The sequence below is a fragment of the Parahoeflea alexandrii genome, from assembly GCF_024105735.1.
Lineage (GTDB): Bacteria > Pseudomonadota > Alphaproteobacteria > Rhizobiales > Rhizobiaceae > Hoeflea > Hoeflea alexandrii.
On record NZ_JAAAML010000002.1, the window covers coordinates 989,195 to 1,010,748 of the forward strand.

Consider the following 21,554-nt stretch of genomic DNA (forward strand, 5'->3'; position numbering starts at 1 on the left):
GCCGAAGCAGCAGTTGAGCCTGCTATTGGAAGCGTCGCCGGTGCGGCGCTTCTTTTTTGTGAGCTTACCTCACACGAAGATATATTTAACCTCTTGAATATGGAATATCGCTTATATATATCTGGATCGGGCGCAACGACGCCCTGCCTTCAAACGGCACAATCCAAAGAGGGAAGACACAAGCATGGAAACAGAATTCACGCCATGGATGTCACTGACCGGCGGCATTCTCATCGGCCTTTCGGCAATCTTGTTGATGGCGTTCAATGGCCGCATTGCCGGCATGACCGGTATTCTCACGGGCATTATTCCGCCGATATCGACTGACTGGGCCTGGCGCATTGCCTTTCTTGCCGGCGCTGTGATTGGTCCGATGGTTTTTCTGGCTGCCGGTGGTGCGATTCCCTACGCCGTTCCCGTCTCGCTGCCGCTGCTGGCTTTGGGCGGCCTGATCGTCGGCGTTGGCGTCTACTACGGTGCCGGCTGCACCTCGGGCCACGGTGTCTGCGGCATGGCGCGGCTGTCGCCGCGTTCGATCGCGGCAACGATCACCTTCATGATTTTCACCGGACTGACCGTCTATGTCGTCCGTCACATTGCGGGGATCTGATCCATGCAGAAGCTTCTCCTGTCCGGCCTCACCGGAATGATCTTCGGTCTTGGCATTGCCATCTCCGGCATGGCCAACCCGGCCAAGGTGCTCAATTTCTTCGACGTTGCCGGCAGCTGGGATCCCAGCCTGATCTTCGTGATGGGCGGCGCACTGATAACGACTGCGATCGGTTACGTGCTGGTGTTCGGCGCCCGCAAGAAGCCGGTCTTCGATGCGGAATTCCATCTTCCGATCAACCGGACCATTGATGCGAGGCTGATCGGGGGCTCGGCCATCTTCGGAATTGGCTGGGGCATTGCCGGCTTTTGTCCCGGCGGCGCTATCCCTGCGCTCGGTTTCGGCGGCCTTGATGTCATCGCCTTCGTTGGCGCCATGATCATCGGCATCGTGCTGGCCCGGTCGCTCGACGGCCTGCGCCACAAGCCTGCCAAGGCATTCTGAGCAAAGCGCCGGGTTGCCTCCGGGTGACCCGGCATCGTGAACATGGCGCCGCAACCTTCGGCGGCGCAAAATCCGACCTGACGAAAAGAGGAGATGATACAATGTCGAACTATCCAGTGGACATGTCTGTCACACCAGAGGTCAAGGCTTTCTTCGACCCCGACACCAACACCATCAGTTATGTGGTCAGGGACCCTGCCTCCAAGTCCTGCGCTGTCGTCGATTCCGTCATGGACATCGACTATGCCGCCGGCCGGATCACCTACGGCCACGCCGACCGGATGATTGAATACATTCAGGAGAATGGCCTCACGCTGGAATGGATCATCGAGACCCATGTTCACGCCGACCATCTTTCCGCCGCGCCCTACATCCAGGACAAGCTGGGCGGCAAGATTGGCATTGGCGACAAGATCATGGTCGTACAGGACACCTTCGGCAAGATCTTCAACGAAGGCACGGAGTTTCAGCGCGACGGCTCGCAATTCGACGCCCTGTTCAAGGATGGCGATACCTATCAGATCGGCACGATGCAGGCCGTCGCCATGTACACGCCGGGCCACACCCCCGCCTGCATGGTCCATGTCATGGGCAATGCCGCCTTTGTCGGCGACACCCTCTTCATGCCCGATGGCGGATCGGCCCGCGCCGATTTCCCTGGCGGCGATGCAGCCACGCTCTACGATTCGATCCAGAAAGTGCTGTCGCTGCCCGACGAGATGCGCCTGTTCATGTGCCATGATTATGGTCCGAACGGTCGCGACATCCAGTGGGAAACCACGGTCGGCGACGAGAAGGCTCACAACATCCATGTCGGTGGCGGTAAGAGCCGTGAGGATTTCATCAAGTTCCGCACCGAGCGCGATGCCCAGCTGGCCATGCCGCGGCTGATCATCCCGTCGCTGCAGGTCAACATGCGCGCCGGTGACATTCCGACCGATAAGGACGGGCGTGCAATGCTGAAGGTTCCCGTCAACGGACTTTGACGGGCTCCTTCGACCATAAAGCGACACCGGACAGGCCGTAACCACGGATTGGATGAAAGCAGTCATGGACATCAGGAAGATCAACCGCGGGCTCTCGGTGAGCCCGCAAATCGCCCCGGCCGACGTGGCCGAGTTGAAGATGGCGGGCTTTCGTTCGATCATCTGCAATCGCCCCGACGGCGAGGGCAATGACCAGCCGACCTTCGCCGAAATCGAGGAGGCAGCCCGCACCGCGGGCCTTGAGGCCCACTACATGCCGATCATTCCCGGTCGCGTGGCCGACGAGGACGCCGGCAGGTTCGATGCCGCGATCTCTGATCTTCCCGGTCCCGTGCTCGCCTATTGCCGCACCGGCACCCGGTCGACCACGCTCTGGGCCTTGGCCGAAGGTGCGCGCGGCACGCCTCTGCCCACCATTCTGGCCGCCACCAAGGCGGCCGGATACGACATGTCGGGCGTCGTAAGGCGCATTGCCAATGGCGGCAAGACACCCACGGATGTTGCCGATTTCTCCCATGACATCGTCATCATCGGCGGGGGGTCGGCGGGCGTTTCCGTCGCTGCCAGCCTGCTTGCCCGGGTGTCCGACCTCGACATCGCCATCATCGACCCGCAGGACGTTCATTATTATCAGCCCGGATGGACGATGGTCGGCGGCGGCATCTTCGAACCCGAAGTCACCGCCCGCACCATGGGATCGCTGATCCCGCGCGGTGTATCCTGGATCAAGGCCGCCGTTTCAGCCTTCGAGCCCGCCAACAACGCGGTGATCCTCGATGGCTGCCGGGTGGTCCGCTACAATCGCCTGATTGTCGCCCCCGGCCTCAAGCTCGATTGGGACGCCATCGAAGGGCTGCCCGAAACCCTCGGACGAAATGGTGTGACGTCGAACTACCGTTATGATCTGGCGCCCTATACCTGGAAGCTGGTCAAGGGCATGAAATCGGGCAAGGCGATCTTCACCCAGCCGCCGATGCCGATCAAATGTGCCGGAGCACCGCAGAAGGCGCTCTATCTTTCCGGCGATCACTGGTTCAAGTCCGGCGATCTGGCAAACATCGAGATCGAGTTCTGCAACGCCGGCGGCGTGCTCTTCGGGGTCAAGGACTATGTGCCCGCGCTTCAAGAGTACATCGCCAGGTACAATGCCCAACTGAGCTTCATGCACAATCTGGTCAGGATTGATGGCCCGGCCAGGAAGGCCTGGTTCTCGGTCACCGATGCCGGCGGCAACAAGGAGATAGTCGAAAAGTCTTTCGACATGATCCATGTCGTGCCGCCGCAGACAGCACCGGATTTCATCCGCGTCAGCCCGCTTGCCGATGCGGCAGGCTGGGTCGATGTCGATCAGACCACCCTGCGCCACAAGACTTTCGAGAACATCTGGTCGCTGGGCGATGTGATGAACGCGCCCAACGCCAAGACGGCTGCCGCCGCCCGCAAGCAGGCCCCGGTGGTCGCCAACAACGTCCTGGCCGACATAGGACGCGTCAAGGGCATCGCCCATTACGACGGCTACGGTTCCTGCCCGCTGACGGTGGAGCGTGGCAAGATCGTTCTCGCCGAATTCGGCTACGGCGGTAAGCTGCTGCCGAGTTTTCCCGGCTTTCTCGTCGACGGCACCAGGCCGAGCCGGATCTCCTGGCTGCTCAAGGAGCGCATCCTGCCGCCGATCTACTGGAAGGCCATGCTCAAGGGCAAGGAATGGATGGCCAGGCCGGAAGTCGTCGGCTGAACTGACGGAACCACAATGACAAATCTGGCCCGACGCTCCGGAAAGGGCGCCGGCATCCCGATCTGTTGCTAAACGCCGGCGCTGGATGCGCTGCAAGGACATCGACATGCAAAAAGATCACGCAATCATCAATCGCCTTGCCCGCGTCATGCCGGTCTTCGACTGGGGCCGCCGCTATGATCGCGACGCGCTGGGCAATGACCTTGTCGCGGCGGTCATCGTCACCATCATGCTGATCCCGCAGTCGCTGGCCTATGCGTTGCTGGCCGGCCTGCCTGCCGAGACCGGGATCTATGCCTCGATCGCGCCCATCGTGCTTTACGCCATCTTCGGCACCAGCCGGGCGCTGGCCGTGGGACCCGTGGCGGTGGTCTCGCTGATGACTGCGGCAGCGATCGGTAACATCGCCGAACCGGGCTCGCCCGAACTGCTGCTTGCCGCCGTCACGCTGGCCTTCCTGTCGGGTGCCTTCCTTATCCTGCTCGGGATCTTCCGGCTCGGCTTTCTTGCCAACTTCCTCTCGCATCCGGTCATCGCCGGCTTCATTACCGCCTCGGGCATACTCATCGCCATGAGCCAGTTGCGCCATATCCTTGGCATTTCTGCCGGAGGCGCCAACCTGCCGGAGTTGCTGCAGTCCCTGTTCGAGCATCTGGGTGAGATCAACTGGATCACGTTGGCAATCGGAGTGAGCGCCACGGCCTTCCTGTTCTGGGTGCGCAAGGGGCTGATGCCGCTATTGCTGTCGACAGGCATGAAGCCCAAGCTGGCCGGAGTGCTGGCCAAGGCCGGGCCGGTGGCTGCGGTCTTTGTCACCACCTTCATCGCCTGGGTCTTCAATCTCAGTGAAACCGCGGGCGTCCGGGTCGTTGGCGATGTACCGCAGGGCCTTCCGCCGCTGACCATGCCGTCGTTCTCGCCCGATCTGCTCGGCCAGCTGATCGGTCCCGCGGTGCTGATCTCGATCATCGGCTTTGTCGAATCGGTCTCGGTCGCCCAGACCCTTGCCGCCCGCAAGCGCCAGCGCATCGTGCCCGATCAGGAACTGATCGGCCTGGGCGCCGCCAATGTCGGCGCGGCGTTCACCGGCGGATACCCGGTCACCGGCGGTTTCGCCCGTTCGGTGGTCAATTTCGATGCCGGCGCGGAAACGCCTGCCGCCGGCGCCTATACCGCGGTTGGGCTGCTGCTCGCAGCCATGCTGCTGACGCCGCTGATCTACAACCTGCCGCAGGCGACGCTTGCCGCCACCATCATCGTGGCGGTCCTTTCGCTCGTGGATTTCTCGATCCTGAAAAAGACCTGGGCCTATTCGCGCGCCGATTTCGCCGCCGTCACAGCCACCATCGCCCTGACGCTGCTCTTCGGCGTCGAGGTCGGCGTCACCGCTGGCGTATTGCTCTCGATCCTGATTCATCTCTACAAGTCGTCGCGGCCGCACATGGCCGTGGTCGGCAGGGTTCCCGGCACCGAGCATTTCCGCAACGTCAAGCGCCACAAGGTGGAGATCGACGAGACCGTGCTGACGCTCAGGGTCGACGAAAGCCTGTATTTCGCCAATGCGCGCTATCTGGAAGACAGCCTTTACGACATGGTGGCGGCGCGTCCGCAGCTCAAGCACGTGGTGCTGATGTGCCCGGCGGTCAACGAGATCGACATGAGCGCGCTGGAATCGCTGGAGGCGATCAACGAGCGTCTGCATGCGCTCGGCGTCACATTCCATCTCAGTGAGGTCAAGGGCCCGGTGATGGACCGGCTGCGCCGCGGCGATTTCCTGCAGCATCTCAGTGGCAAGGTTTTCCTCAGCCAGCATCAGGCGGCGCTCGAGCTTGCCGCCGGACCTTCACAAACCAGGATCACAACCTCCCAACCAGACTAAGGAGATTTTCATGACCATACGGATTGGCGACACTGCCCCAAATTTCAAGGCCGACACCACAAACGGCCCGATCGATTTCCACGAGTGGATCGGCTCGTCCTGGGCGTTTTTCTTCAGCCATCCAGCTGATTTCACCCCGGTCTGCACCACCGAAATGGGCCGCACCTCGCAGCTTTCCGACCAGTTCGCAGCCCGCAACGTCAAGCCGATCGGGCTGTCGACGGACGGCGTCGAGGAGCACATGGCCTGGATCAGGGACGTCAACGACACGCAATCGACCACCCTGACCTTCCCGATCGTGGCCGACAAGGACCACAAGGTGGCCGAGCTCTATGACATGATCCATCCCAATGCGAGCACCACCGCCGCCGTGCGGTCGGTGTTCATCATCGATCCGGACAAGAAGATCCGCCTGACGATGACCTATCCGATGAATGTCGGCCGCAACTTCGATGAGATCATCCGGGTCATCGACGCCCTGCAGCTGGCTGACGCAAAGACGGTCGCCACCCCCGCTGACTGGCGTCCGGGCGGCAAGGTCATCATCCCGACTTCCGTCAGCAACGAGGACGCCAAGGGCATCTTCCCGCAGGGTTGGGAGGAGATCCGCCCTTATCTCCGCGTCACCGAAGTCGGCTGAGGCTGTCGCAACAGAAAACGCCCGCTGTGAAGCGGGCGTTTTTGTTCAGTCAAACGGCGATGAGGCAGCCATTTCCCAAGATCAGGCAGATCAATTCAGCGGGCGGATCCGTACCGCCAGAAGGTCGATGCTCTTTCCGGCGCCGGAAATGTCGCTGTTGATCACCAGGTAACCGCCTTCATTCGGGGCCAGCGCCCTGTCGAAGTCGAGACTGAACAGCACATCGGTTGTGTCGTAGGTCACGTCAAAGCGGCGGCGGCCGCAATCGCCCAGTACCGAGAACTCGCATTTGACATAGATCTGCGTTGTCTCCGGCGAAGCGGAGCGGACGGTCAGCGCCAGCACCGACTGCCGGCCTGCAAGCGCCTGCATGACTTCAGGTCCGAGCGGCACCAGCACCTCTCCACTTGTGCCGCCGCTGCCCGACGAAATTCGAAGCGCAGTGCTTTCCTCTTCCTCGATCACCTCCGCGCGGGCATTGCCGCGGACCTCCGGCGTGCCGTCGCGGCCGGGCGTGAACACATTCGCCCATTCTCCTGAAAATCCGGAGCCTGGATTGAGCTGTTGCGGCCCTCCGGCAAAATCATCCCGGCTGAGCGAAGGCGGAGGATTGGGTACGCCGGTGTCGCGTTCGGCTGCACTCTTGAGTGCGCCGCTTTCGATCAGCCACCAGACACCGATTCCCAGAAACGACAGCATGACCGCGGCAGAGAAGATCGAGGCAAACACCGGGCGCCGGCGCTTTTCCTTGCGCGGTTTTGGGGTCTTGACCTTCTTGGCCGGTTTTCCGGAACCGGAAGCCGGGGCCTTGATGTGCGCGGGACGCTCCTCGGCAGCAACGGAAACCGGAGCGCCTGCGCCTTCATGATCGCGCGCGTCGGGAGCAAAATCGAGATTGGCACCGGCAGCCGGCGCGCTTGGCCGCCGCGATACCGAACCCACGGTCGGTGCGGCTTGCTGCGGTGCGTCCACTCCGGCATCGGTGCCGTCGCGGGAGACATGGGTGACCTCCGGCTGATCATGTTCGGGGCCGAGGACCGCCTGCACATCGTAGACCGGCCGGGAAGTGGCAGGCGCCTCGGCTTTCGCCGGACCGGTGTCTGCGGGAAGTTCCACGGAAGGGGCAGCTGCTGCGGGTGCCGGCTCTTCGGCAGCGGGAGGGGTCCATTCGGCCTCGATCTCGGCAATCAGCAGTTCCAGCCTGTGCCGGTGATCATCCACCCGTTCCGGATCGGTGATGCCCTGCCGCTCGAGGCTGCGGTCGAGCGCCGCCCTGGCGGAATCGTAAATACGGCGGCGGGCCTGCGCACCGGGTATTCCCGCCTTGTCCAAAGCCCCGCGAATTGCCGCTTCCATGCCGGTCAATGGTCTGTCTCCGTGCCACGCGGTCCGGCCACAGCCGGTCCGCAAAAATCAGTTCTGGCACCCCCGGGTCACCAGGGCCCGGTTCAGACAGGATGCCGTGGTCAAATCGCCATCTGGCCGCCCGTGCCTTCCTGCTGTGCGTATCCGCTAACCCGGTAAAACTCAAGCTTGCTCGAAAAACGGGGCCAATCGGCCTGTGGAGTTGGGCTGGCCAAGTCAAGTCTTTTCAGTGCCGGTGGGCTCTGCTATGGAAATTGACGTTTGCGTAAACGTCATTGTGATTTGCGAGGCCATATGACCCTTCCCGCCGTTCTCCAGACCAATTTCCGGCTTCCAGTCGTTGCCGCACCCCTGTTCATCATTTCCCATCCGCCGCTGGTCATGGCCCAGTGCAAGGCGGGTATCATGGGGTCGTTTCCCGCGCTCAACGCCCGCCCCGAAGCCCAGCTTGACGAATGGCTCGCCGAAATCACCGAAGGCCTCGCCGATCACACCGCCAAGAACCCGGACCGCCCGGCCGCTCCCTTTGCCGTCAACCAGATCGTCCATCGCTCCAACAAGCGGCTCGAGCACGATCTGACCATGTGCGTCAAATACAAGGTGCCGGTGGTGATCTCGTCGCTCGGCGCTGTGCCCGAAGTCAACGCCGCGATCCATTCCTATGGCGGTATCGTGCTGCATGACATCATCAACAACCGCCATGCCCATTCGGCCATCAACAAGGGCGCTGATGGACTGATCGCGGTCGCCGCCGGCGCCGGTGGCCACGCCGGTCCGCTCTCGCCCTTTGCGCTGGTCCAGGAAATCCGCGAATGGTTTGACGGACCGCTGCTGCTTTCGGGCTCGATTGCCAACGGCGGAGCCGTTCTCGCAGCCCAGGCCATGGGGGCCGACATGGCCTATATCGGCTCGCCCTTCATAGCCACCGACGAGGCCCGCGCAACTGATGATTACAAGCAGATGATCGTCGACAGCGAAGCCAAGGACATCGTCTACTCAAACTTCTTTACCGGGATTCCGGGCAACTACCTCAAGCCTTCGATCACCGCATCCGGCCTTGATCCGGACAATCTACCTGAGGCCGATCCGACCAAGATGGACTTCGACAAGTCGACATCCGGACCGAAGGCCTGGAAGGAAATCTGGGGCTCCGGGCAGGGTATCGGAGCGGTCAAGAAGATCGGCCCGGTGTCCGAACTCGTCGACCGGCTGGAGACCGAATACAATGCCGCCCGCACGCGCCTGGCGCTTTAGGTCACTCTTCCCGGCGCCGCCGGAACTCCGGATGCAGTCCCGATGGGATCGCATCCGGTCATCTTTGTTGACTGTTTTACACTGCGAATGACTGGACAGCCGCACCACTTTGCTCTCAAATCCCGGGCGTCGGGATAGTCGAAGGAGCGCTGTCATGGATTTCCAAACCGCTGTCAGGACCTGTTTCCAGAAATATGCCACCATATCCGGCCGCGCCCGGCGTTCCGAATACTGGTGGTTCGCGCTCTTCCTGCTGATCGGCAATGGCGTGCTGAGCCTGGTCGACACCATCCTGTTCGGGGATGCCAACGTGTTATCCGCCATCTTCAGCCTGGCAACCGTCGTCCCCTCGATCTGCGCAGGCGGGCGCCGGCTTCATGACACGGGCCGCTCGGCCTGGTGGTTGCTCTTGGGGCTGATCCCGCTGATCGGCTTTCTCGTGCTGCTGTGGTGGTTCGTCCAGAAGGGCACTGATGGCAGCAACGAGTACGGCCCCGATCCGCTGGCCGGCGACCAGACCGGACTGTAGGCGGGCAAAAGCTGCGGAAGTCGGCTCCCTGTCCGGGCGAAAGCCTGCGGTGGCTGGCATGCCCAAAAACTGCAACGCTATCTACATGCTGACTTGAATTTGCACCGCAATCACGGTATTTGCGCTCCATCATGCGGGCGCGGAGCCAAAACCCCGAACCCGCCGATGAACTGGCCTGCCGCTTTAGCTCAGTTGGTAGAGCACGTCATTCGTAATGACGGGGTCACGTGTTCGAGTCACGTAAGCGGCACCATTTCCCGATCTTGTAAAAGCGTCTTTCTCCGCAGCATGTGTGTGCATCAGCCGGCGATCTGGCGCGCCTGTCTCTTCCCGCCGCGGATGTTGATCCAGTTGGCCAGGATGATGATGCCTCCGCCGAGCAGGATGAAGACGTCGGCCCTTTCACCGAACAGTATGGCGCCGATGATGACGATCAGCGGCAGCCGGGCAAAGTCTATCGGCATGACGAAACTTGCCGGCGCCAGCGACAGCGCGGTGGTCAGGCAGTAATGCGCCAGCAAGCCTGCGGCGCCGATCACCAGCAGCCATGGCAGCGTTGCGAGCGTCGGCCAGGTGACCGAGGGCTGCAGCACCAGCGCCACAAAACCGAAGCCCAGCTGAAACAAGGTCAGCCAGAACAGGATCGAGACAATGCTTTCGTGACGGGTCAGTGCCTTGGTCATGATGATGGTGGCTGCGAAGAAGATCGCCGACATGGCCGCGGTGATCAAACCGGGCTCCAGCGAGCCGAAATCCGGCCGCGCAACAACGAGAATGCCCAGAAAGCCCAGGCCTGCGGCAATGATCTTGGAGCCGGTCAGCCTTTCACCCAGAAACGCGAAGCTCAACAGGATGACCCAGACGGGTGTCGTGAACTCGAGCGCGAACACCTGCGCCAGCGGGATTGACGCGAGAGCAAAAAACCAGAGGTTCTGTCCGGTGAAGTGGAACAGGTTCCGGAAGAAATGCTGTTTCAGCCGGTTACGCCTGACCTCGCCAAGCCGGCGGCTTGCGCTGGCCAGACCCAGAACGATGATGAGGCCTACCAGAGAACGGAACGCCATGATCTCGAAGGTCGAGTGGACAGCCGAGACATAGCGGCCCGCCACGGCCATGGCCGAGAAGGAACTGATCGATCCGCACATCCAGAGGGCAGCCTGGACCGGCCGGTAGGTTTGGGACATGCGCGGGGCTCTCCGTGTTTCCGGCCGGAGAACCCTGTGCCGAAGACTCACTTGTGGACATACCGGTTTAGGCCAACCGGACGGCGGCGACAATCACCCTGGCACCGGTCGGCGCATTTCGGGCTTTTGATAAGTTGCCGCATCACGATGTACCCTTGTCAATTGCGCTTTGAGGTTTCTCGCCTTACCGTCCCGATTGGATTGGGGAACGGGAGGGCGGCACAATGCATCTACTGGTGATCGGAGCAGCCGGGATGATCGGCCGCAAGTTGCTGAGTGCCGTTGTGGCCTCCGGCAGGTTGGGTGATCGCGACGTGTCCAGGCTGACACTCGCGGACGTGGTCAAGCCGGAAATTCCGGCAGGGTTTTCAGGCGAGGCCGCAGGCCTTGCGCTCGATATCTCCGATCCCCGAGCCGCACGCCAGCTGGTCGCCGGCCGGCCCGATGTGATCATTCATCTGGCGGCCATTGTCTCGGGAGAGGCGGAACTGGATTTCGACAAGGGCTACCGGATCAATCTCGATGGGACCCGCCACCTCTTTGATGCGATCCGTCATCTCTCCGAAATGGACGGCTATTGCCCGCGCGTGGTGTTTTCGTCTTCCGTCGCGGCCTTTGGCGCTCCCGTGCCCGACGAGATCGACGATACCTTCCTGACCGCGCCGCTGACCAGCTACGGCACGCAGAAGGTGATCGGCGAATTGTTGCTGCAGGATTACACCCGCCGCGGCTTTTTTGACGGGATGGCTATCCGCCTGCCGACGATCTGCATCCGCCCCGGGCTGCCCAACGCGGCTGCATCGGGATTCTTCTCGGGCATCTTGCGCGAACCGCTGGCGGGCAAGCCGGCCGTCCTCCCGGTCCCCGATACGGTCCGGCACTGGCATGCAAGCCCGCGCGCCGCTGTCGGCTTCCTGATCCATGCCGCGACGATGGACACGGGCCCGGTCGGACATCGCCGGGCGCTCAACATGCCCGGAGTATCGGCCACGGTGGCAGACCAGATCGAGGCGCTGCGGCGCATTGCGGGAGACAAGGCAGTGGCGCTCATCCGCCGTGAGCCTGCGCCCGAGATCATGCGCATCGTCTCGGCCTGGCCGCGCGGCTTTGCCCCCGACAGGGCGCTGGCGCTGGGGTTCAGCGCCGAATCCTCGTTCGATGAGATCATCCGCATTCACATCGAGGACGAGATGGCGGGCGAGATCCGGGTCTGACCCGGTCGGCGGTTACTCGACCTGGGCGGTCACCTCGATCTCGATCAGCATTTCCGGTCGGATCAATTGGCAGACGATCATTGTCGCTGCAGGATCGATGCCGCTCAGATGTTCCGCCAGGACCGGCGCAACAAGATCAAAATGTTCGGGTTTGGTGATATAATACCTTACCCGCACCACGTCGCTCATGCTGGCTTCGAGAGCCGCCAGCGAGGCGGCAATCGTGGTCAAGCAGTTGCGCGCCTGGTCAGCGACGCTGGCCGGCATCTCCATGGCTTCATAGTCATAGCCGGTGGTGCCGGAGACGTGCACGAACGGCCCCTGACGCACGGCACGGGAATAGGCCGCGGCCTTTTCGAACGGAGATCCGGTGGAATATCTGTGTCTTTCGCTCATCTCGGTCGACCCTGTCTCTCGCCCCGACGTCTCAGCCGTGCGCCCAGTCCATGTAGAGTTCGCGGGTCTTGCGGCCTGTCGGCCCGGCCTGCAGTTCCCGGTCCTCAATCTTGATCACCGGAACCACCTTCGAGTGGTTACCGGTCGAGAAGATCTCGTCGGCATCCATGAAATCGGCAACGGAGAGCGATTTCTCCACCACTTCGGTGCCGGACTCACGCAGCAGACTGATGGCACGGGACCGGGTGATACCGGTCAGGAAAGTTCCGTTCGGAGCTGGCGTGAACACCACCCCGTCCTTGACCATGAAGATGTTGGATGTCCCGGTTTCGGCGACATTGCCGAGCATGTCGAGCACCAGCGCGTTGTCGAAGCCGCGGGACTTGGCTTCCATCACCGCCCGGCCGTTGTTGGGATAGAGGCAGCCTGCCTTGGCGTTGGTCGGCGCGGTTTCATAGGTCGGGCGGCGGAACGGCGAGACGGTTACCGAAAAACCGGAGGAGGCAATCATCGGGCTTTCAAACAGGCACAGGCAGAACCGCGTGGAGTCCGGGTCTGCCGGCACCGACATGTATCCGCCATGCTCGGCCCAGTACATAGGCTTGATGTAGACGGCGGTCTTGCCGTCGAACTTCTTCAGCCCTTCGCGTGCCAACGCCTCAATCTCGCCGGCTTCCATGGTGGCCCGCATTCCCAGCGCATCGGCCGAGCGATTGACCCGCGCACAATGCAGATCGAGATCTGGAGCCACCCCGTCAAACCAGCGCGCCCCGTCAAACACCGTCGAGCCGAGCCACATGGCATGGCTGACCGGTCCGATCAGCGGTGGATTGCCTTCGAGCCACTCGCCATCGACATAGGTCCAGGTCTTGGTGCGGGCTTGGGTGTTGACGGCCATGGTGTCCTCCTGCCGGTAAGTACTCTGTCACCCGACATTCGACCGCCGCTGGCCCTGCCGTCAAGTCATCCCGCCGCGACAAACCGCTGGCGCTTAGCCAATCGCACGATCCTTGCGTCCGGCCGCCCGGTCGGGAAACAATTGGACGTGTCCCGCACGGCCGGTGTGTGGTGGATGGCGCTTGACTGTTGCACTGCAACACGGGCATCGTGCGCCCAGTACGAGAGGAATTGTAAAATGGCCTACGCCGCTTATGTCTTTGACGCCTATGGAACCCTGTTTGATGTTCATTCCGCCGTGCGCCGTCACGCGGATGCCGTTGGACCGGATGGGCAGCTGCTGTCGGAGATCTGGCGGGCCAAGCAGCTGGAATACTCCTGGACCCGGGCGCTCATGGGCCAGTGGCGCGACTTCTGGGCGTTGACGGAAGAGGCACTCGACCATGCCTTCGAGCGCGTGCCAAGCGCAGACAAGAGCCTCAGGCTGCAATTGCTCGAGGCCTATTTCAGGCTCGACTGCTATCCGGAAGTTCCAGCCGTGCTCAAGGCACTGAAAGCCACCGGCGCAAGGGTTGCGATCCTGTCCAACGGATCGGTGAAGATGCTCGATTCGGCCGTCAGCAACGCCGCTCTCGACACGGTTATCGATGATGTCTTTTCGGTCGACGAACTCAAAACCTTCAAGACTGATCCGGCGGTCTATGACATGGTCACGACGGCCTACAGGCTCTATCCTGGCGCGGTGTCTTTCCAGTCGTCAAACCGCTGGGATGTTGCCGGTGCAACCAAGTTCGGCTTTCGTACGGTCTGGATCAACCGGGCCAGGATGCCCGACGAGTATCGCGACCTTTCGCCCTCGCTGATCCTGCCCGATCTCAACGGCGTCGAGTAGAACCCGGCGCGGGCGCACGGCCCCATTCACCAGCCCTTCACGCAAATGTCAGCGGGGATCCGGAGCCTGTGGCAAGTTCGCCACAAGCCAGACGTGGGAAAGTCACAATCGGAACTCAAATGTGCCCCAGCGCGTTGAGTCGGGCCGGGGAAATCTCCGGACGGACGTCGGCGACGATTTCCATTTCTTGAGACCTGAGGATTTCCGCGGCATGACCGGATTGAATGACGAACGACAGAACTTGACCGGTGTGTCAGCAAGCGCAAGTGCAACATCGCACCTGACCAGGCGGAGCTTTCTGGCGCTCGGAACGGCGGCAACCGCCACGCTGGCCGGATGCGCTGGCCCCCAGACCACGCAACAATTTGTGGCTGACACCTCGCCCACCTACCGTGTACCCGACAATCGCGGATCCGGACTGGTCGGCCGCTCGTCCTATTATGACAGCATGTACGGCCCCAAGCTTGATGAGCCTTTCCCGCTGCCGGCCATTCCCTATCAGGAAATCGACCCGGCGTTTCTGCGCCAGGAAGTGGCCGACCCCACCGGTGAACGCCCCGGGACGATCGTCGTTGACACGTCCCAGCGCTTCCTGTTCCTGGTGCGCGAGAACGGCCGTGCCATGCGCTACGGCGTCGGCATCGGACGGGACGGCTTCGCCTGGTCGGGCCGTGCCGTCGTGCAGTGGAAGCAGAAATGGCCGAAATGGACGCCGCCTGCTGAAATGATCGCGCGTCAGCCCGAGCTCGAGCCCTATTCGGCTGCAAACGGAGGCATGGCGCCCGGCCTCGACAACCCGCTCGGGGCCCGTGCGCTCTATATCTTCCAGAACGGCGAAGACACGCTCTACCGCCTCCATGGCAGTCCCGAATACAAGTCGATCGGCAAGGCCGTGTCGTCAGGCTGCGTGCGGTTGCTCAATCAGGATATCTGCGACCTCTACGACCGGGTGCCGACGCGGACTCCGATCCTGGTGATCTGAAGCCTTCCCCGCCCGATGTGGCTCCGGAAGCCGCATCGGGCGCCTCTTTTCATGCCTCAAGCTTCCTCTGTGTCGGACGTTCCCGGATTGCAACGTCCTGACTATTGAGCAGATTTGCCCGCTCGTGCTATCTCGAACCCAGATTGGTCTTGCAGCCGGGTGTGATACCGGCATCGACTTCCGGGATACGGGAATGCCTCAGACGCCTCGCATGCTTGCCGCGACCGCGGCCTTGTCCAGTCTTCTCCTGTCCGCGGGGTGCGTGCCCCAGGAGTCCGGCTGGGCGACGTCATACCTGCCTGACCACAATGCAAAGATCCCGGTAATCATGCCGCAGAGTGCGCCGTCGATTTCGCAGCAGTTCTACCGGGATCCGGATGGGTCTGGTCATCTGGGAATCGATATCGTCGACAGGATCGGCACCCCGGTGCTCGCTGCCGCGGGTGGTCAGGTGACAGGCTCCTATTTTGAGCCCGCCTATGGCAACCGGGTGACCATAGATCACGGACCCGGCCCTGACGGGTTGAGAGACATCACGGTATACAAGCATCTCAACAGCCGGAAAGTGTCAAAGGGCGACAGGGTCGAGCGGGGCGAGATGATAGCCACCCTTGGAAACACCGGCGCACTCGCTGGCGGCATTCCGCACCTGCACTTCGAGGTGCATCGCGAAGTCCGGCCGAACGTCACCAGGGCGATAGATCCGCAAAGGATCTGGGTGGGTGGCGTCGGGCAGGTCAGTTGCTTTGATCCTGCCGCGACGACAGAGCCGGACGGGTTCCGGACCACCTATCCCGTCCCTTGCCGTTCCGGCGCCAACAGGTCGCCGGATGCGGCCCAGGATAACCGGAAAGGCTTGGCGAGCCTGGTCAAAAGCCCTTCTTGAGGGACCCCAGGATGCCCCGCACCAAGGCGCGGCCAAGCGATGTCGCGGCCGATCGCGCAACCGACTTGATCACCGTTTCGGTCACGGTCTGGCGCTGGTAGCCCGGACGCGAGCGGCTCGACCTCTTGCGCCGGGAGGACTTGCTCCGGCCGCGATCGTCCTCGTCATCCTCGTCGCCATAGCCGGGCAGGGTCCAGCGCCGGCTTTCGGGCCGTTCCTGATCCTTCTCCTCCTCGCGGCGGCGCTCCTCTTCCTCGGCCTTCGCGGCCTCCTCTGCGCGGCGCGCCAGCATCTCGAAGGCGCTGTCGCGGTCAAGATCGGTATCATATTGTCCGGCAACCGGGCTGACGGCCATCACCTTCTGGCGTTCCGGTTCGGTGATCGGACCGAGCCGCGACGCAGGCGGCCGGATGAGTGTCCGTTCGACCATTGAGGGTACGCCCTTGGCACCCAGTGTCGAAACCAGCGCTTCACCGACACCCAGTTGCGTGATCGCCTCGAAGCAGTCGAAGGCGGGATTGGGCCGGAACGTCTCGGCCGCAACCTTCACCGCTTTCTGCTCGCGCGGCGTATAGGCGCGAAGCGCATGCTGGACCCGGTTTCCGAGCTGGGAAAGTACGGTTTCGGGGACATCAAGTGGGTTCTGGGTGACGAAATAGACCCCGACACCCTTGGAGCGGATCAGCCGCACCACCTGCTCGACCCGGTCAATGAGGATCTTCGGCGCCTCGTCAAACAGCAGATGCGCCTCGTCGAAGAAGAACACCAGCCGTGGCCTGTCGGGATCACCGACTTCTGGAAGCTCCTCGAACAGTTCCGACAGAAGCCACAACAGGAAGGTGCCGTAGAGTCGTGGATTCATCATCAGCTTGTCGGCTGCCAGCACCGAGATTGCGCCGCGTCCGTCATTGGTGGTGCGCATGATGTCGGAGATCTTGAGCGCCGGCTCGCCGAAGAAGTGCTCGGCGCCCTGCTGCTCGAGCACCAGCAGCCCGCGCTGGATCGTGGCCAGTGACTGCTTGGTGATGTTGCCATACATGGCCGAAAGGCTTTCGGTCTCGCCCGCCATGTAGTTGAGCAGCGCGCGCAGGTCCTTCAGGTCGAGCAGGGGCAGCCCATTCTCGTCGGCCAGCTTGAAGGCGATGTTGAGCACGCCTTCCTGGGCGTCGGACATATCCATCAGCCGCGCCAGGAGCAGCGGCCCCATTTCCGAGATCGTGGTGCGGACGCGGTGGCCCTTCTCGCCGAACAGGTCCCAGAAGATGACCGGAAATTCCTGAAACTCGTAGGGATCGAGCCCGATCGTCTTGGCCCGCTTTTCAAGAAAGTCCTTGTACTCGCCAATTGCGGCAATGCCCGAAAGGTCACCCTTGACGTCTGCGCAGAACACCGGAACGCCGGCATTGGAAAAGCTCTCGGCCAAAATCTGCAGCGTCACGGTCTTGCCGGTGCCGGTCGCGCCGGTGACGAGGCCGTGGCGGTTGGCGTATTTCAGATCGAGATATTCGCCCTTGTTGATGCTGTCGTCGGGGTTGCGGCTGGTGCCGACGTAAAGCTTGCCTTCTTCGAGCATATCGTCCTCGTGCTGCGCCGCGAGCGGCGGTTGGGCTTTCGCATGCGCCGCGCGCAAGCATCTCGACCACTTATAGGCAAGCCCGCACTGATGAACAATGCTTCTCGCCCCGGTTGATCAGCGAGGCTGAATGAACCGGCATCCTCCGAATGATCGGGATCCGCGCCAGCCTCGGGAAAGCTTGTCTCTCTAGGTTCGGGTAGCTGATTGTCAGGGGAACGACGGGCACCATGAACCATGGGGCGACAACGAGGCCTGTATCCATCTGCCGGCCCGGCGGGCCAGCGGATGGCTTGCGTCATTGCAGCTCCGATCCGGGAGCGGTTTCATGAAGGTTGTCATTCTGGCCGGAGGTCTGGGCTCGCGGCTCTCGGAAGAAACCCATCTGCGGCCCAAGCCCATGGTGGAGATCGGTGGCAGGCCGATTCTCTGGCACATCATGAAGCTTTACCACACCCACGGTCTGCGCGATTTCATCATCTGCTGTGGCTTCCGCGGCTATGTGATCAAGGAATACTTCGCCAACTACGCGCTGCACATGTCGGACATGTCCTTCGACATGTCCGACAACACCGTCCATTTTCACCGGCAGAGCGCCGAGGACTGGCGGGTGACACTGGTCGATACCGGCGAAAACACCCTCACTGGCGGACGCCTGAAACGGGTGGCCCCCTATCTCGAAGGCGAGGACAGTTTCTGCTTCACCTATGGCGACGGGCTTTCGGATGTCGACATATCCGCCACCATCAGGTTTCACAAATCCCATGGACGGCTTGCCACGGTAACAGCGGTGCGCCCGCCCGCCCGCTTCGGCGCGCTCAAGCTCGACGGTGACAAGGTCCAGGGCTTCATCGAAAAGCCGGAAGGCGAAGGCGGCTTCATCAATGGCGGCTTCTTTGTTCTTTCCAACCCGGTACTTGAGCGTATCGAGGGTGACCGCACCAGCTTCGAGGGCGAGCCGTTGTCCGCTTTGGCGGACGAGAACGAATTGCGGGCCTTCTTCCACCGCGGCTTCTGGCAGCCGATGGATACGCTGCGCGACAAGACCATGCTCGAGGCGCTCTGGACCGAAGGGAGCGCGCCTTGGAGAAGCTGGTGATCGAGGGACTTCCCAGCCGTGACTTCTGGCGCGGGCGCAAGGTGCTTCTTACCGGTCACACCGGGTTCAAGGGTGCCTGGCTGCTGTTCTGGCTGGAAGCCATGGGTGCGCGGGTAACCGGCTGCTCGCTGGCGCCGGAGCAGCCACGATCATTGTTCGCTGAGTTGCATGCGCCCGAACGGCTGGCAAGCGAGACCATCGATATCCGCAATGCAGATGATCTTGAGGGTCTTGTCAGGCGGGCGCGGCCCGAGATCGTCTTCCATCTTGCCGCCCAGTCCCTTGTGCGGCGCGGGTACAGCGATCCGCACGGAACCTTCGCCACCAATGTCGAAGGGACCAACAATCTGCTGCAGGCCCTGGCGCAGGTGAAGACTGTCCGGGCGGTTGTCGTGACCACGACCGACAAGGTCTACCGCAACGTCAATGACGGACGCGCCTTCGTCGAAACCGATCCTCTTGGCGGACATGATCCCTATTCCGCCAGCAAGGCGGCCTGTGAAATGGTGGTCGAAGGCTGGCGCAGCCGGCTCGCCGACGAGGGATGCAGCATCGCCACCGCCCGGGCCGGCAACGTGATCGGCGGCGGAGACTGGGCCGGGGATCGGCTGATCCCCGATGCCGTCCGGGCCTGGTCATCGGGCGAAACGCTCAAGGTCCGGCGACCCGAGGCGACGCGGCCCTGGCAGCATGTGCTCGAACCACTGCGCGGCTATCTGGTGCTTGCCGAAAGCCTGGCCTCGGCAGATGCGTCGGCTCCGGCTTACAATTTTGGCCCACGCGCGGAGAGCGCTTCGGTCCGCACCGTACTGTCGCTGGCGGCACGCGAGTTTGGTGAGGTGCGAACCGATTTCGCAGACACCCCTGAAGGGCCGGCGGAAGCACACAAGCTTGATCTCGATCCTACCTTGGCAGAAACCGGCCTTGGCATTCGTGGTCTCTGGGACCTCGACAGGACCGTAACCCGAACCGCCGGCTGGTACCGGGATTTCCTGTCCGGCCGCCCGGCGCGGGAATTGTGCGAGGCCGATTGCTGCGCCTATCTCGAGGACGTCCGGCGCGCGGCGATGGCGTGCATCCGGTGAGTGCGTCCCCGTTCACGCTGACCCCCTTGATGCCCGATTGCGAAAACGGGCCGGTGCTGGTGCAGCGCAAACCCTTTGTCGACGAGCGTGGCGTCTTTACCCGCATCTTCTGCGCTGAGGCTCTTGCGGAAATCGGCTGGCCCGGCCCTGTGGCGCAGATCAACCACAGCCGCACCTCCAGGGCCGGAACATTGCGCGGGATGCACTACCAGAGACCGCCGCATGCCGAGGCCAAGCTGGTCGTCTGCATTCGCGGCGCCGTCCACGATGTCGCCGTCGACATCCGTCGGGACAGCCCCTCCCGTCACGCGCATGTTGGCGTCGAGCTTTCAGCGGACGCCGGCACCGCCATCCTGATCCCGGAAGGCTTCGCCCACGGGTTCCAGGCGCTGACCGATGATGTGGAGCTGATCTATATCCATTCTGTCGCCTACAACCAGCAACACGAAACCGGCCTGCGTCATGACGACCCTGCGCTCGGCATTGCCTGGCCGCTGCCGGTTACAGGTCTTTCGGCGCGTGATGCCGCCCATCCGGTGATCGCCGCAGCGGGGCAATTCTCATGATGCGTTGCAGGCATTGCGGTGACACCGATTTCATTCCGTTTCTCGATCTTGGCGAAGCACCGCCCTCCAACTCCTATCTCGATGAGGCAGGCGTGTCCCGGCCGGAGAAGCGGTATCCGCTTGTCATCCGTACCTGCACGGAATGCTGGCTGACCCAGACCGAGGATTTCGCCGACCGGGAGGAGTTCTTCTCCGGGGACTACGCCTATTTCTCCTCTTTCTCCAAAACCTGGCTCGAGCACGCCAGGACCTATGTCGCCTCGATGCGCGACCGTTTCGCTCTTGGCCCCGGCAGTCTCGTCGCCGAGGTCGCCGCCAATGATGGCTACCTGCTGCAATATGCGCGCGAATTCGGCATTCCCTGCTACGGCATCGAGCCGACCCGCAGCACCGCCGAAGCCGCGCGCGCCAGGGGCATCGAGATCGTCGAGGAATTCTTCGGACGGGAACTGGCGGACAGCCTTGCAGCCGAGGGGCGGCAGGCCGATCTCATCGCCGCCAACAACGTGCTTGCCCACGTACCCGATATCAACGATTTCGTCGGCGGCTTCGCAACGCTTCTCAAGGCTGAGGGTGTCGCGACCTTCGAGTTCCCGCATCTCTACGAAATGGTCCGCGGCAACCAGTTCGACACGGCCTATCACGAGCACTACTCCTACCTGTCGCTGCTCGCCGTCTCCCGCATCTTCAAGGCCAACGGCCTGACGGTCTTCGATGTCGAAACCACCCCGCACCACGGTGGCAGTCTCCGGGTCTTTGCCTGTCGCAGCGATCACGCCGCCCATCAGGTGACGCCGGCGGTCGAAGCCATGCTCGACACCGAACGCCGCGCCGGAATGGACAGCCGCGATTTCTATTCCGGCTTCCAGGCAACGGCGGAAGCGGCGCGGGACGGTTTCCGCGGTTTTCTCGCCGAAGCCCGCGCAGCCGGTTTGAAAGTTGCAGCTTACGGTGCTGCCGCCAAGGGCAACACGCTTCTCAATTTCGCCGGTGTCGATGCCGGCGACATCGCCTTCGTCGTCGACCGGAATCCGGCCAAGCAGGGGCGCTTCATGCCCGGCTCGCACATTCCGATTGTCGGGGAAGATCGGCTCATCTCCGACCAACCAGACAGGGTGGTAATTCTGCCATGGAACATAGAGACAGAAATCAGGACCCAGCTTACCTTTATCAGCGACTGGGGTGGACAGTTCGTGACCGCGATTCCGAAGCTGGCGATAAGAAGCTAGCGGCCAAGGTCGAGGTTGAGCTGACCGAGAAAAAGGCCAAGGTTGCGACAGCGCTTACAGGCAAGTCCGTCGGCTGACTGGACCAGACACCTGGTCAGGAATGATGCCA

General features: G+C 62.3%; 21 protein-coding genes and 1 tRNA gene. 17 read left to right on the forward strand and 5 right to left on the reverse strand.

What is annotated here, in order from left to right; genetic code table 11:
* The first annotated feature begins 121 nt into the window (after positions 1-121).
* The 6 genes from GTW23_RS14315 (at position 122) to GTW23_RS14340 (ending at position 6,294) form a co-directional block, all read left to right on the forward strand.
* Entirely contained in the window at positions 122-610 is a 489-nt protein-coding gene (locus GTW23_RS14315; protein WP_152010318.1) for a YeeE/YedE family protein, read from the forward strand.
* 3 nt (positions 611-613) lie between these two features.
* Positions 614-1,054: a DUF6691 family protein gene (locus tag GTW23_RS14320; RefSeq protein ID WP_252916236.1), complete on the forward strand. Its 441-nt coding sequence runs from the start codon at positions 614-616 to the stop codon at positions 1,052-1,054.
* A gap of 101 nt (positions 1,055-1,155) precedes the next feature.
* The gene (locus GTW23_RS14325) at positions 1,156-2,040 is read left to right on the forward strand and encodes an MBL fold metallo-hydrolase (protein ID WP_152010316.1); all 885 of its coding nucleotides are present in this window, start codon (positions 1,156-1,158) and stop codon (positions 2,038-2,040) included.
* 64 nt (positions 2,041-2,104) lie between these two features.
* The gene (locus GTW23_RS14330; RefSeq protein ID WP_252916237.1) at positions 2,105-3,775 is read left to right on the forward strand and encodes a bifunctional protein tyrosine phosphatase family protein/NAD(P)/FAD-dependent oxidoreductase; all 1,671 of its coding nucleotides are present in this window, start codon (positions 2,105-2,107) and stop codon (positions 3,773-3,775) included.
* A 106-nt stretch (positions 3,776-3,881) separates the two neighbouring features.
* The gene (locus GTW23_RS14335; protein ID WP_252916238.1) at positions 3,882-5,654 is read left to right on the forward strand and encodes a SulP family inorganic anion transporter; all 1,773 of its coding nucleotides are present in this window, start codon (positions 3,882-3,884) and stop codon (positions 5,652-5,654) included.
* A 10-nt stretch (positions 5,655-5,664) separates the two neighbouring features.
* Complete coding sequence (locus GTW23_RS14340; protein WP_252916239.1) at positions 5,665-6,294, forward strand: peroxiredoxin; 630 nt, start codon at positions 5,665-5,667, stop codon at positions 6,292-6,294.
* Between the two features lie 90 nt (positions 6,295-6,384).
* Here GTW23_RS14340 and GTW23_RS14345 read toward each other — a convergent pair whose 3' ends face one another.
* Positions 6,385-7,659, reverse strand: coding sequence for a hypothetical protein (locus GTW23_RS14345; RefSeq protein WP_252916240.1), 1,275 nt, complete (start codon positions 7,657-7,659; stop codon positions 6,385-6,387).
* A gap of 294 nt (positions 7,660-7,953) precedes the next feature.
* Between GTW23_RS14345 and GTW23_RS14350 the strand changes: the two genes are divergently transcribed.
* The 3 genes from GTW23_RS14350 (at position 7,954) to GTW23_RS14360 (ending at position 9,695) form a co-directional block, all read left to right on the forward strand.
* Complete coding sequence (locus GTW23_RS14350) at positions 7,954-8,913, forward strand: NAD(P)H-dependent flavin oxidoreductase (RefSeq protein WP_252916241.1); 960 nt, start codon at positions 7,954-7,956, stop codon at positions 8,911-8,913.
* Positions 8,914-9,067: 154 nt separating this feature from the next.
* Positions 9,068-9,442: a DUF805 domain-containing protein gene (locus GTW23_RS14355; RefSeq protein ID WP_152010310.1), complete on the forward strand. Its 375-nt coding sequence runs from the start codon at positions 9,068-9,070 to the stop codon at positions 9,440-9,442.
* 177 nt (positions 9,443-9,619) lie between these two features.
* A tRNA-Thr gene (locus GTW23_RS14360) sits at positions 9,620-9,695 on the forward strand.
* Positions 9,696-9,741: 46 nt separating this feature from the next.
* On the opposite strand, the gene GTW23_RS14365 is transcribed toward GTW23_RS14360, so the two are convergent.
* Positions 9,742-10,626, reverse strand: coding sequence for a DMT family transporter (locus GTW23_RS14365; protein ID WP_252916242.1), 885 nt, complete (start codon positions 10,624-10,626; stop codon positions 9,742-9,744).
* Positions 10,627-10,850: 224 nt separating this feature from the next.
* Here GTW23_RS14365 and denD point away from each other — a divergent pair, with 224 nt between their 5' ends.
* Positions 10,851-11,840 carry a D-erythronate dehydrogenase gene (gene denD / locus GTW23_RS14370; RefSeq protein WP_252916243.1) on the forward strand — a complete coding sequence of 330 codons (990 nt, stop codon included), beginning with the start codon at positions 10,851-10,853 and terminating at the stop codon, positions 11,838-11,840.
* 12 nt (positions 11,841-11,852) lie between these two features.
* Here the strand turns inward: denD and GTW23_RS14375 are convergent, their stop codons facing one another.
* Positions 11,853-12,236 carry a RidA family protein gene (locus GTW23_RS14375; RefSeq protein ID WP_252916244.1) on the reverse strand — a complete coding sequence of 128 codons (384 nt, stop codon included), beginning with the start codon at positions 12,234-12,236 and terminating at the stop codon, positions 11,853-11,855.
* Between the two features lie 31 nt (positions 12,237-12,267).
* Entirely contained in the window at positions 12,268-13,134 is an 867-nt protein-coding gene (locus tag GTW23_RS14380; protein ID WP_252916245.1) for a branched-chain amino acid aminotransferase, read from the reverse strand.
* Between the two features lie 237 nt (positions 13,135-13,371).
* Between GTW23_RS14380 and GTW23_RS14385 the strand changes: the two genes are divergently transcribed.
* The 3 genes from GTW23_RS14385 to GTW23_RS14395 all read left to right on the forward strand — a co-directional run bounded on the left by GTW23_RS14385 (position 13,372) and on the right by GTW23_RS14395 (position 15,893).
* On the forward strand, positions 13,372-14,025 hold the full coding sequence (locus GTW23_RS14385; protein ID WP_152010306.1) for a haloacid dehalogenase type II: 654 nt from the start codon (positions 13,372-13,374) through the stop codon (positions 14,023-14,025).
* 211 nt (positions 14,026-14,236) lie between these two features.
* Complete coding sequence (locus GTW23_RS14390; RefSeq protein WP_152010305.1) at positions 14,237-15,007, forward strand: L,D-transpeptidase; 771 nt, start codon at positions 14,237-14,239, stop codon at positions 15,005-15,007.
* Positions 15,008-15,200: 193 nt separating this feature from the next.
* Positions 15,201-15,893 carry a M23 family metallopeptidase gene (locus tag GTW23_RS14395; RefSeq protein WP_152010304.1) on the forward strand — a complete coding sequence of 231 codons (693 nt, stop codon included), beginning with the start codon at positions 15,201-15,203 and terminating at the stop codon, positions 15,891-15,893.
* Here GTW23_RS14395 and GTW23_RS14400 read toward each other — a convergent pair.
* Positions 15,877-17,466 carry a helicase HerA-like C-terminal domain-containing protein gene (locus GTW23_RS14400; RefSeq protein ID WP_152011635.1) on the reverse strand — a complete coding sequence of 530 codons (1,590 nt, stop codon included), beginning with the start codon at positions 17,464-17,466 and terminating at the stop codon, positions 15,877-15,879. The genes GTW23_RS14395 and GTW23_RS14400 overlap by 17 nt on opposite strands.
* A 328-nt stretch (positions 17,467-17,794) precedes the next feature.
* On the opposite strand from GTW23_RS14400, the gene rfbF reads away from it, so the two are divergent.
* The 4 genes from rfbF to GTW23_RS14420 are packed head-to-tail and all read left to right on the forward strand — an operon-like array spanning position 17,795 to position 21,445.
* On the forward strand, positions 17,795-18,565 hold the full coding sequence (gene rfbF / locus GTW23_RS14405) for a glucose-1-phosphate cytidylyltransferase (protein WP_152010303.1): 771 nt from the start codon (positions 17,795-17,797) through the stop codon (positions 18,563-18,565).
* The gene (gene rfbG / locus GTW23_RS14410) at positions 18,550-19,650 is read left to right on the forward strand and encodes a CDP-glucose 4,6-dehydratase (protein ID WP_252916246.1); all 1,101 of its coding nucleotides are present in this window, start codon (positions 18,550-18,552) and stop codon (positions 19,648-19,650) included. Before rfbF ends, rfbG begins: the two co-directional genes overlap by 16 nt.
* Positions 19,647-20,216, forward strand: coding sequence for a dTDP-4-dehydrorhamnose 3,5-epimerase family protein (locus GTW23_RS14415; protein ID WP_324288367.1), 570 nt, complete (start codon positions 19,647-19,649; stop codon positions 20,214-20,216). The genes rfbG and GTW23_RS14415 overlap by 4 nt, the downstream gene beginning before the upstream one ends.
* Positions 20,216-21,445 (forward strand): class I SAM-dependent methyltransferase, encoded by a 1,230-nt coding sequence (locus GTW23_RS14420; RefSeq protein WP_252916330.1) that lies wholly within the window; start codon positions 20,216-20,218, stop codon positions 21,443-21,445. The genes GTW23_RS14415 and GTW23_RS14420 overlap by 1 nt, the downstream gene beginning before the upstream one ends.
* Positions 21,446-21,554 lie beyond the last annotated feature (109 nt).

What these genes read in the sequence shown, in the direction of transcription:
- GTW23_RS14365 (WP_252916242.1), bottom strand. Translation starts at nt 10,626, where the DNA reads ATGTCCCAAACCTACCGGCCGGTCCAGGCTGCCCTCTGGATGTGCGGA.
- GTW23_RS14330 (WP_252916237.1), top strand. Translation starts at nt 2,105, where the DNA reads ATGGACATCAGGAAGATCAACCGCGGGCTCTCGGTGAGCCCGCAAATC.
- GTW23_RS14375 (WP_252916244.1), bottom strand. Translation starts at nt 12,236, where the DNA reads ATGAGCGAAAGACACAGATATTCCACCGGATCTCCGTTCGAAAAGGCC.
- GTW23_RS14400 (WP_152011635.1), bottom strand. Translation starts at nt 17,466, where the DNA reads ATGCTCGAAGAAGGCAAGCTTTACGTCGGCACCAGCCGCAACCCCGAC.
- GTW23_RS14420 (WP_252916330.1), top strand. Translation starts at nt 20,216, where the DNA reads ATGCGTTGCAGGCATTGCGGTGACACCGATTTCATTCCGTTTCTCGAT.
- GTW23_RS14350 (WP_252916241.1), top strand. Translation starts at nt 7,954, where the DNA reads ATGACCCTTCCCGCCGTTCTCCAGACCAATTTCCGGCTTCCAGTCGTT.
- GTW23_RS14335 (WP_252916238.1), top strand. Translation starts at nt 3,882, where the DNA reads ATGCAAAAAGATCACGCAATCATCAATCGCCTTGCCCGCGTCATGCCG.
- GTW23_RS14385 (WP_152010306.1), top strand. Translation starts at nt 13,372, where the DNA reads ATGGCCTACGCCGCTTATGTCTTTGACGCCTATGGAACCCTGTTTGAT.
- GTW23_RS14340 (WP_252916239.1), top strand. Translation starts at nt 5,665, where the DNA reads ATGACCATACGGATTGGCGACACTGCCCCAAATTTCAAGGCCGACACC.
- GTW23_RS14390 (WP_152010305.1), top strand. Translation starts at nt 14,237, where the DNA reads ATGACCGGATTGAATGACGAACGACAGAACTTGACCGGTGTGTCAGCA.
- GTW23_RS14395 (WP_152010304.1), top strand. Translation starts at nt 15,201, where the DNA reads ATGCCTCAGACGCCTCGCATGCTTGCCGCGACCGCGGCCTTGTCCAGT.
- rfbF (WP_152010303.1), top strand. Translation starts at nt 17,795, where the DNA reads ATGAAGGTTGTCATTCTGGCCGGAGGTCTGGGCTCGCGGCTCTCGGAA.
- GTW23_RS14355 (WP_152010310.1), top strand. Translation starts at nt 9,068, where the DNA reads ATGGATTTCCAAACCGCTGTCAGGACCTGTTTCCAGAAATATGCCACC.
- GTW23_RS14325 (WP_152010316.1), top strand. Translation starts at nt 1,156, where the DNA reads ATGTCGAACTATCCAGTGGACATGTCTGTCACACCAGAGGTCAAGGCT.
- GTW23_RS14320 (WP_252916236.1), top strand. Translation starts at nt 614, where the DNA reads ATGCAGAAGCTTCTCCTGTCCGGCCTCACCGGAATGATCTTCGGTCTT.
- denD (WP_252916243.1), top strand. Translation starts at nt 10,851, where the DNA reads ATGCATCTACTGGTGATCGGAGCAGCCGGGATGATCGGCCGCAAGTTG.
- GTW23_RS14380 (WP_252916245.1), bottom strand. Translation starts at nt 13,134, where the DNA reads ATGGCCGTCAACACCCAAGCCCGCACCAAGACCTGGACCTATGTCGAT.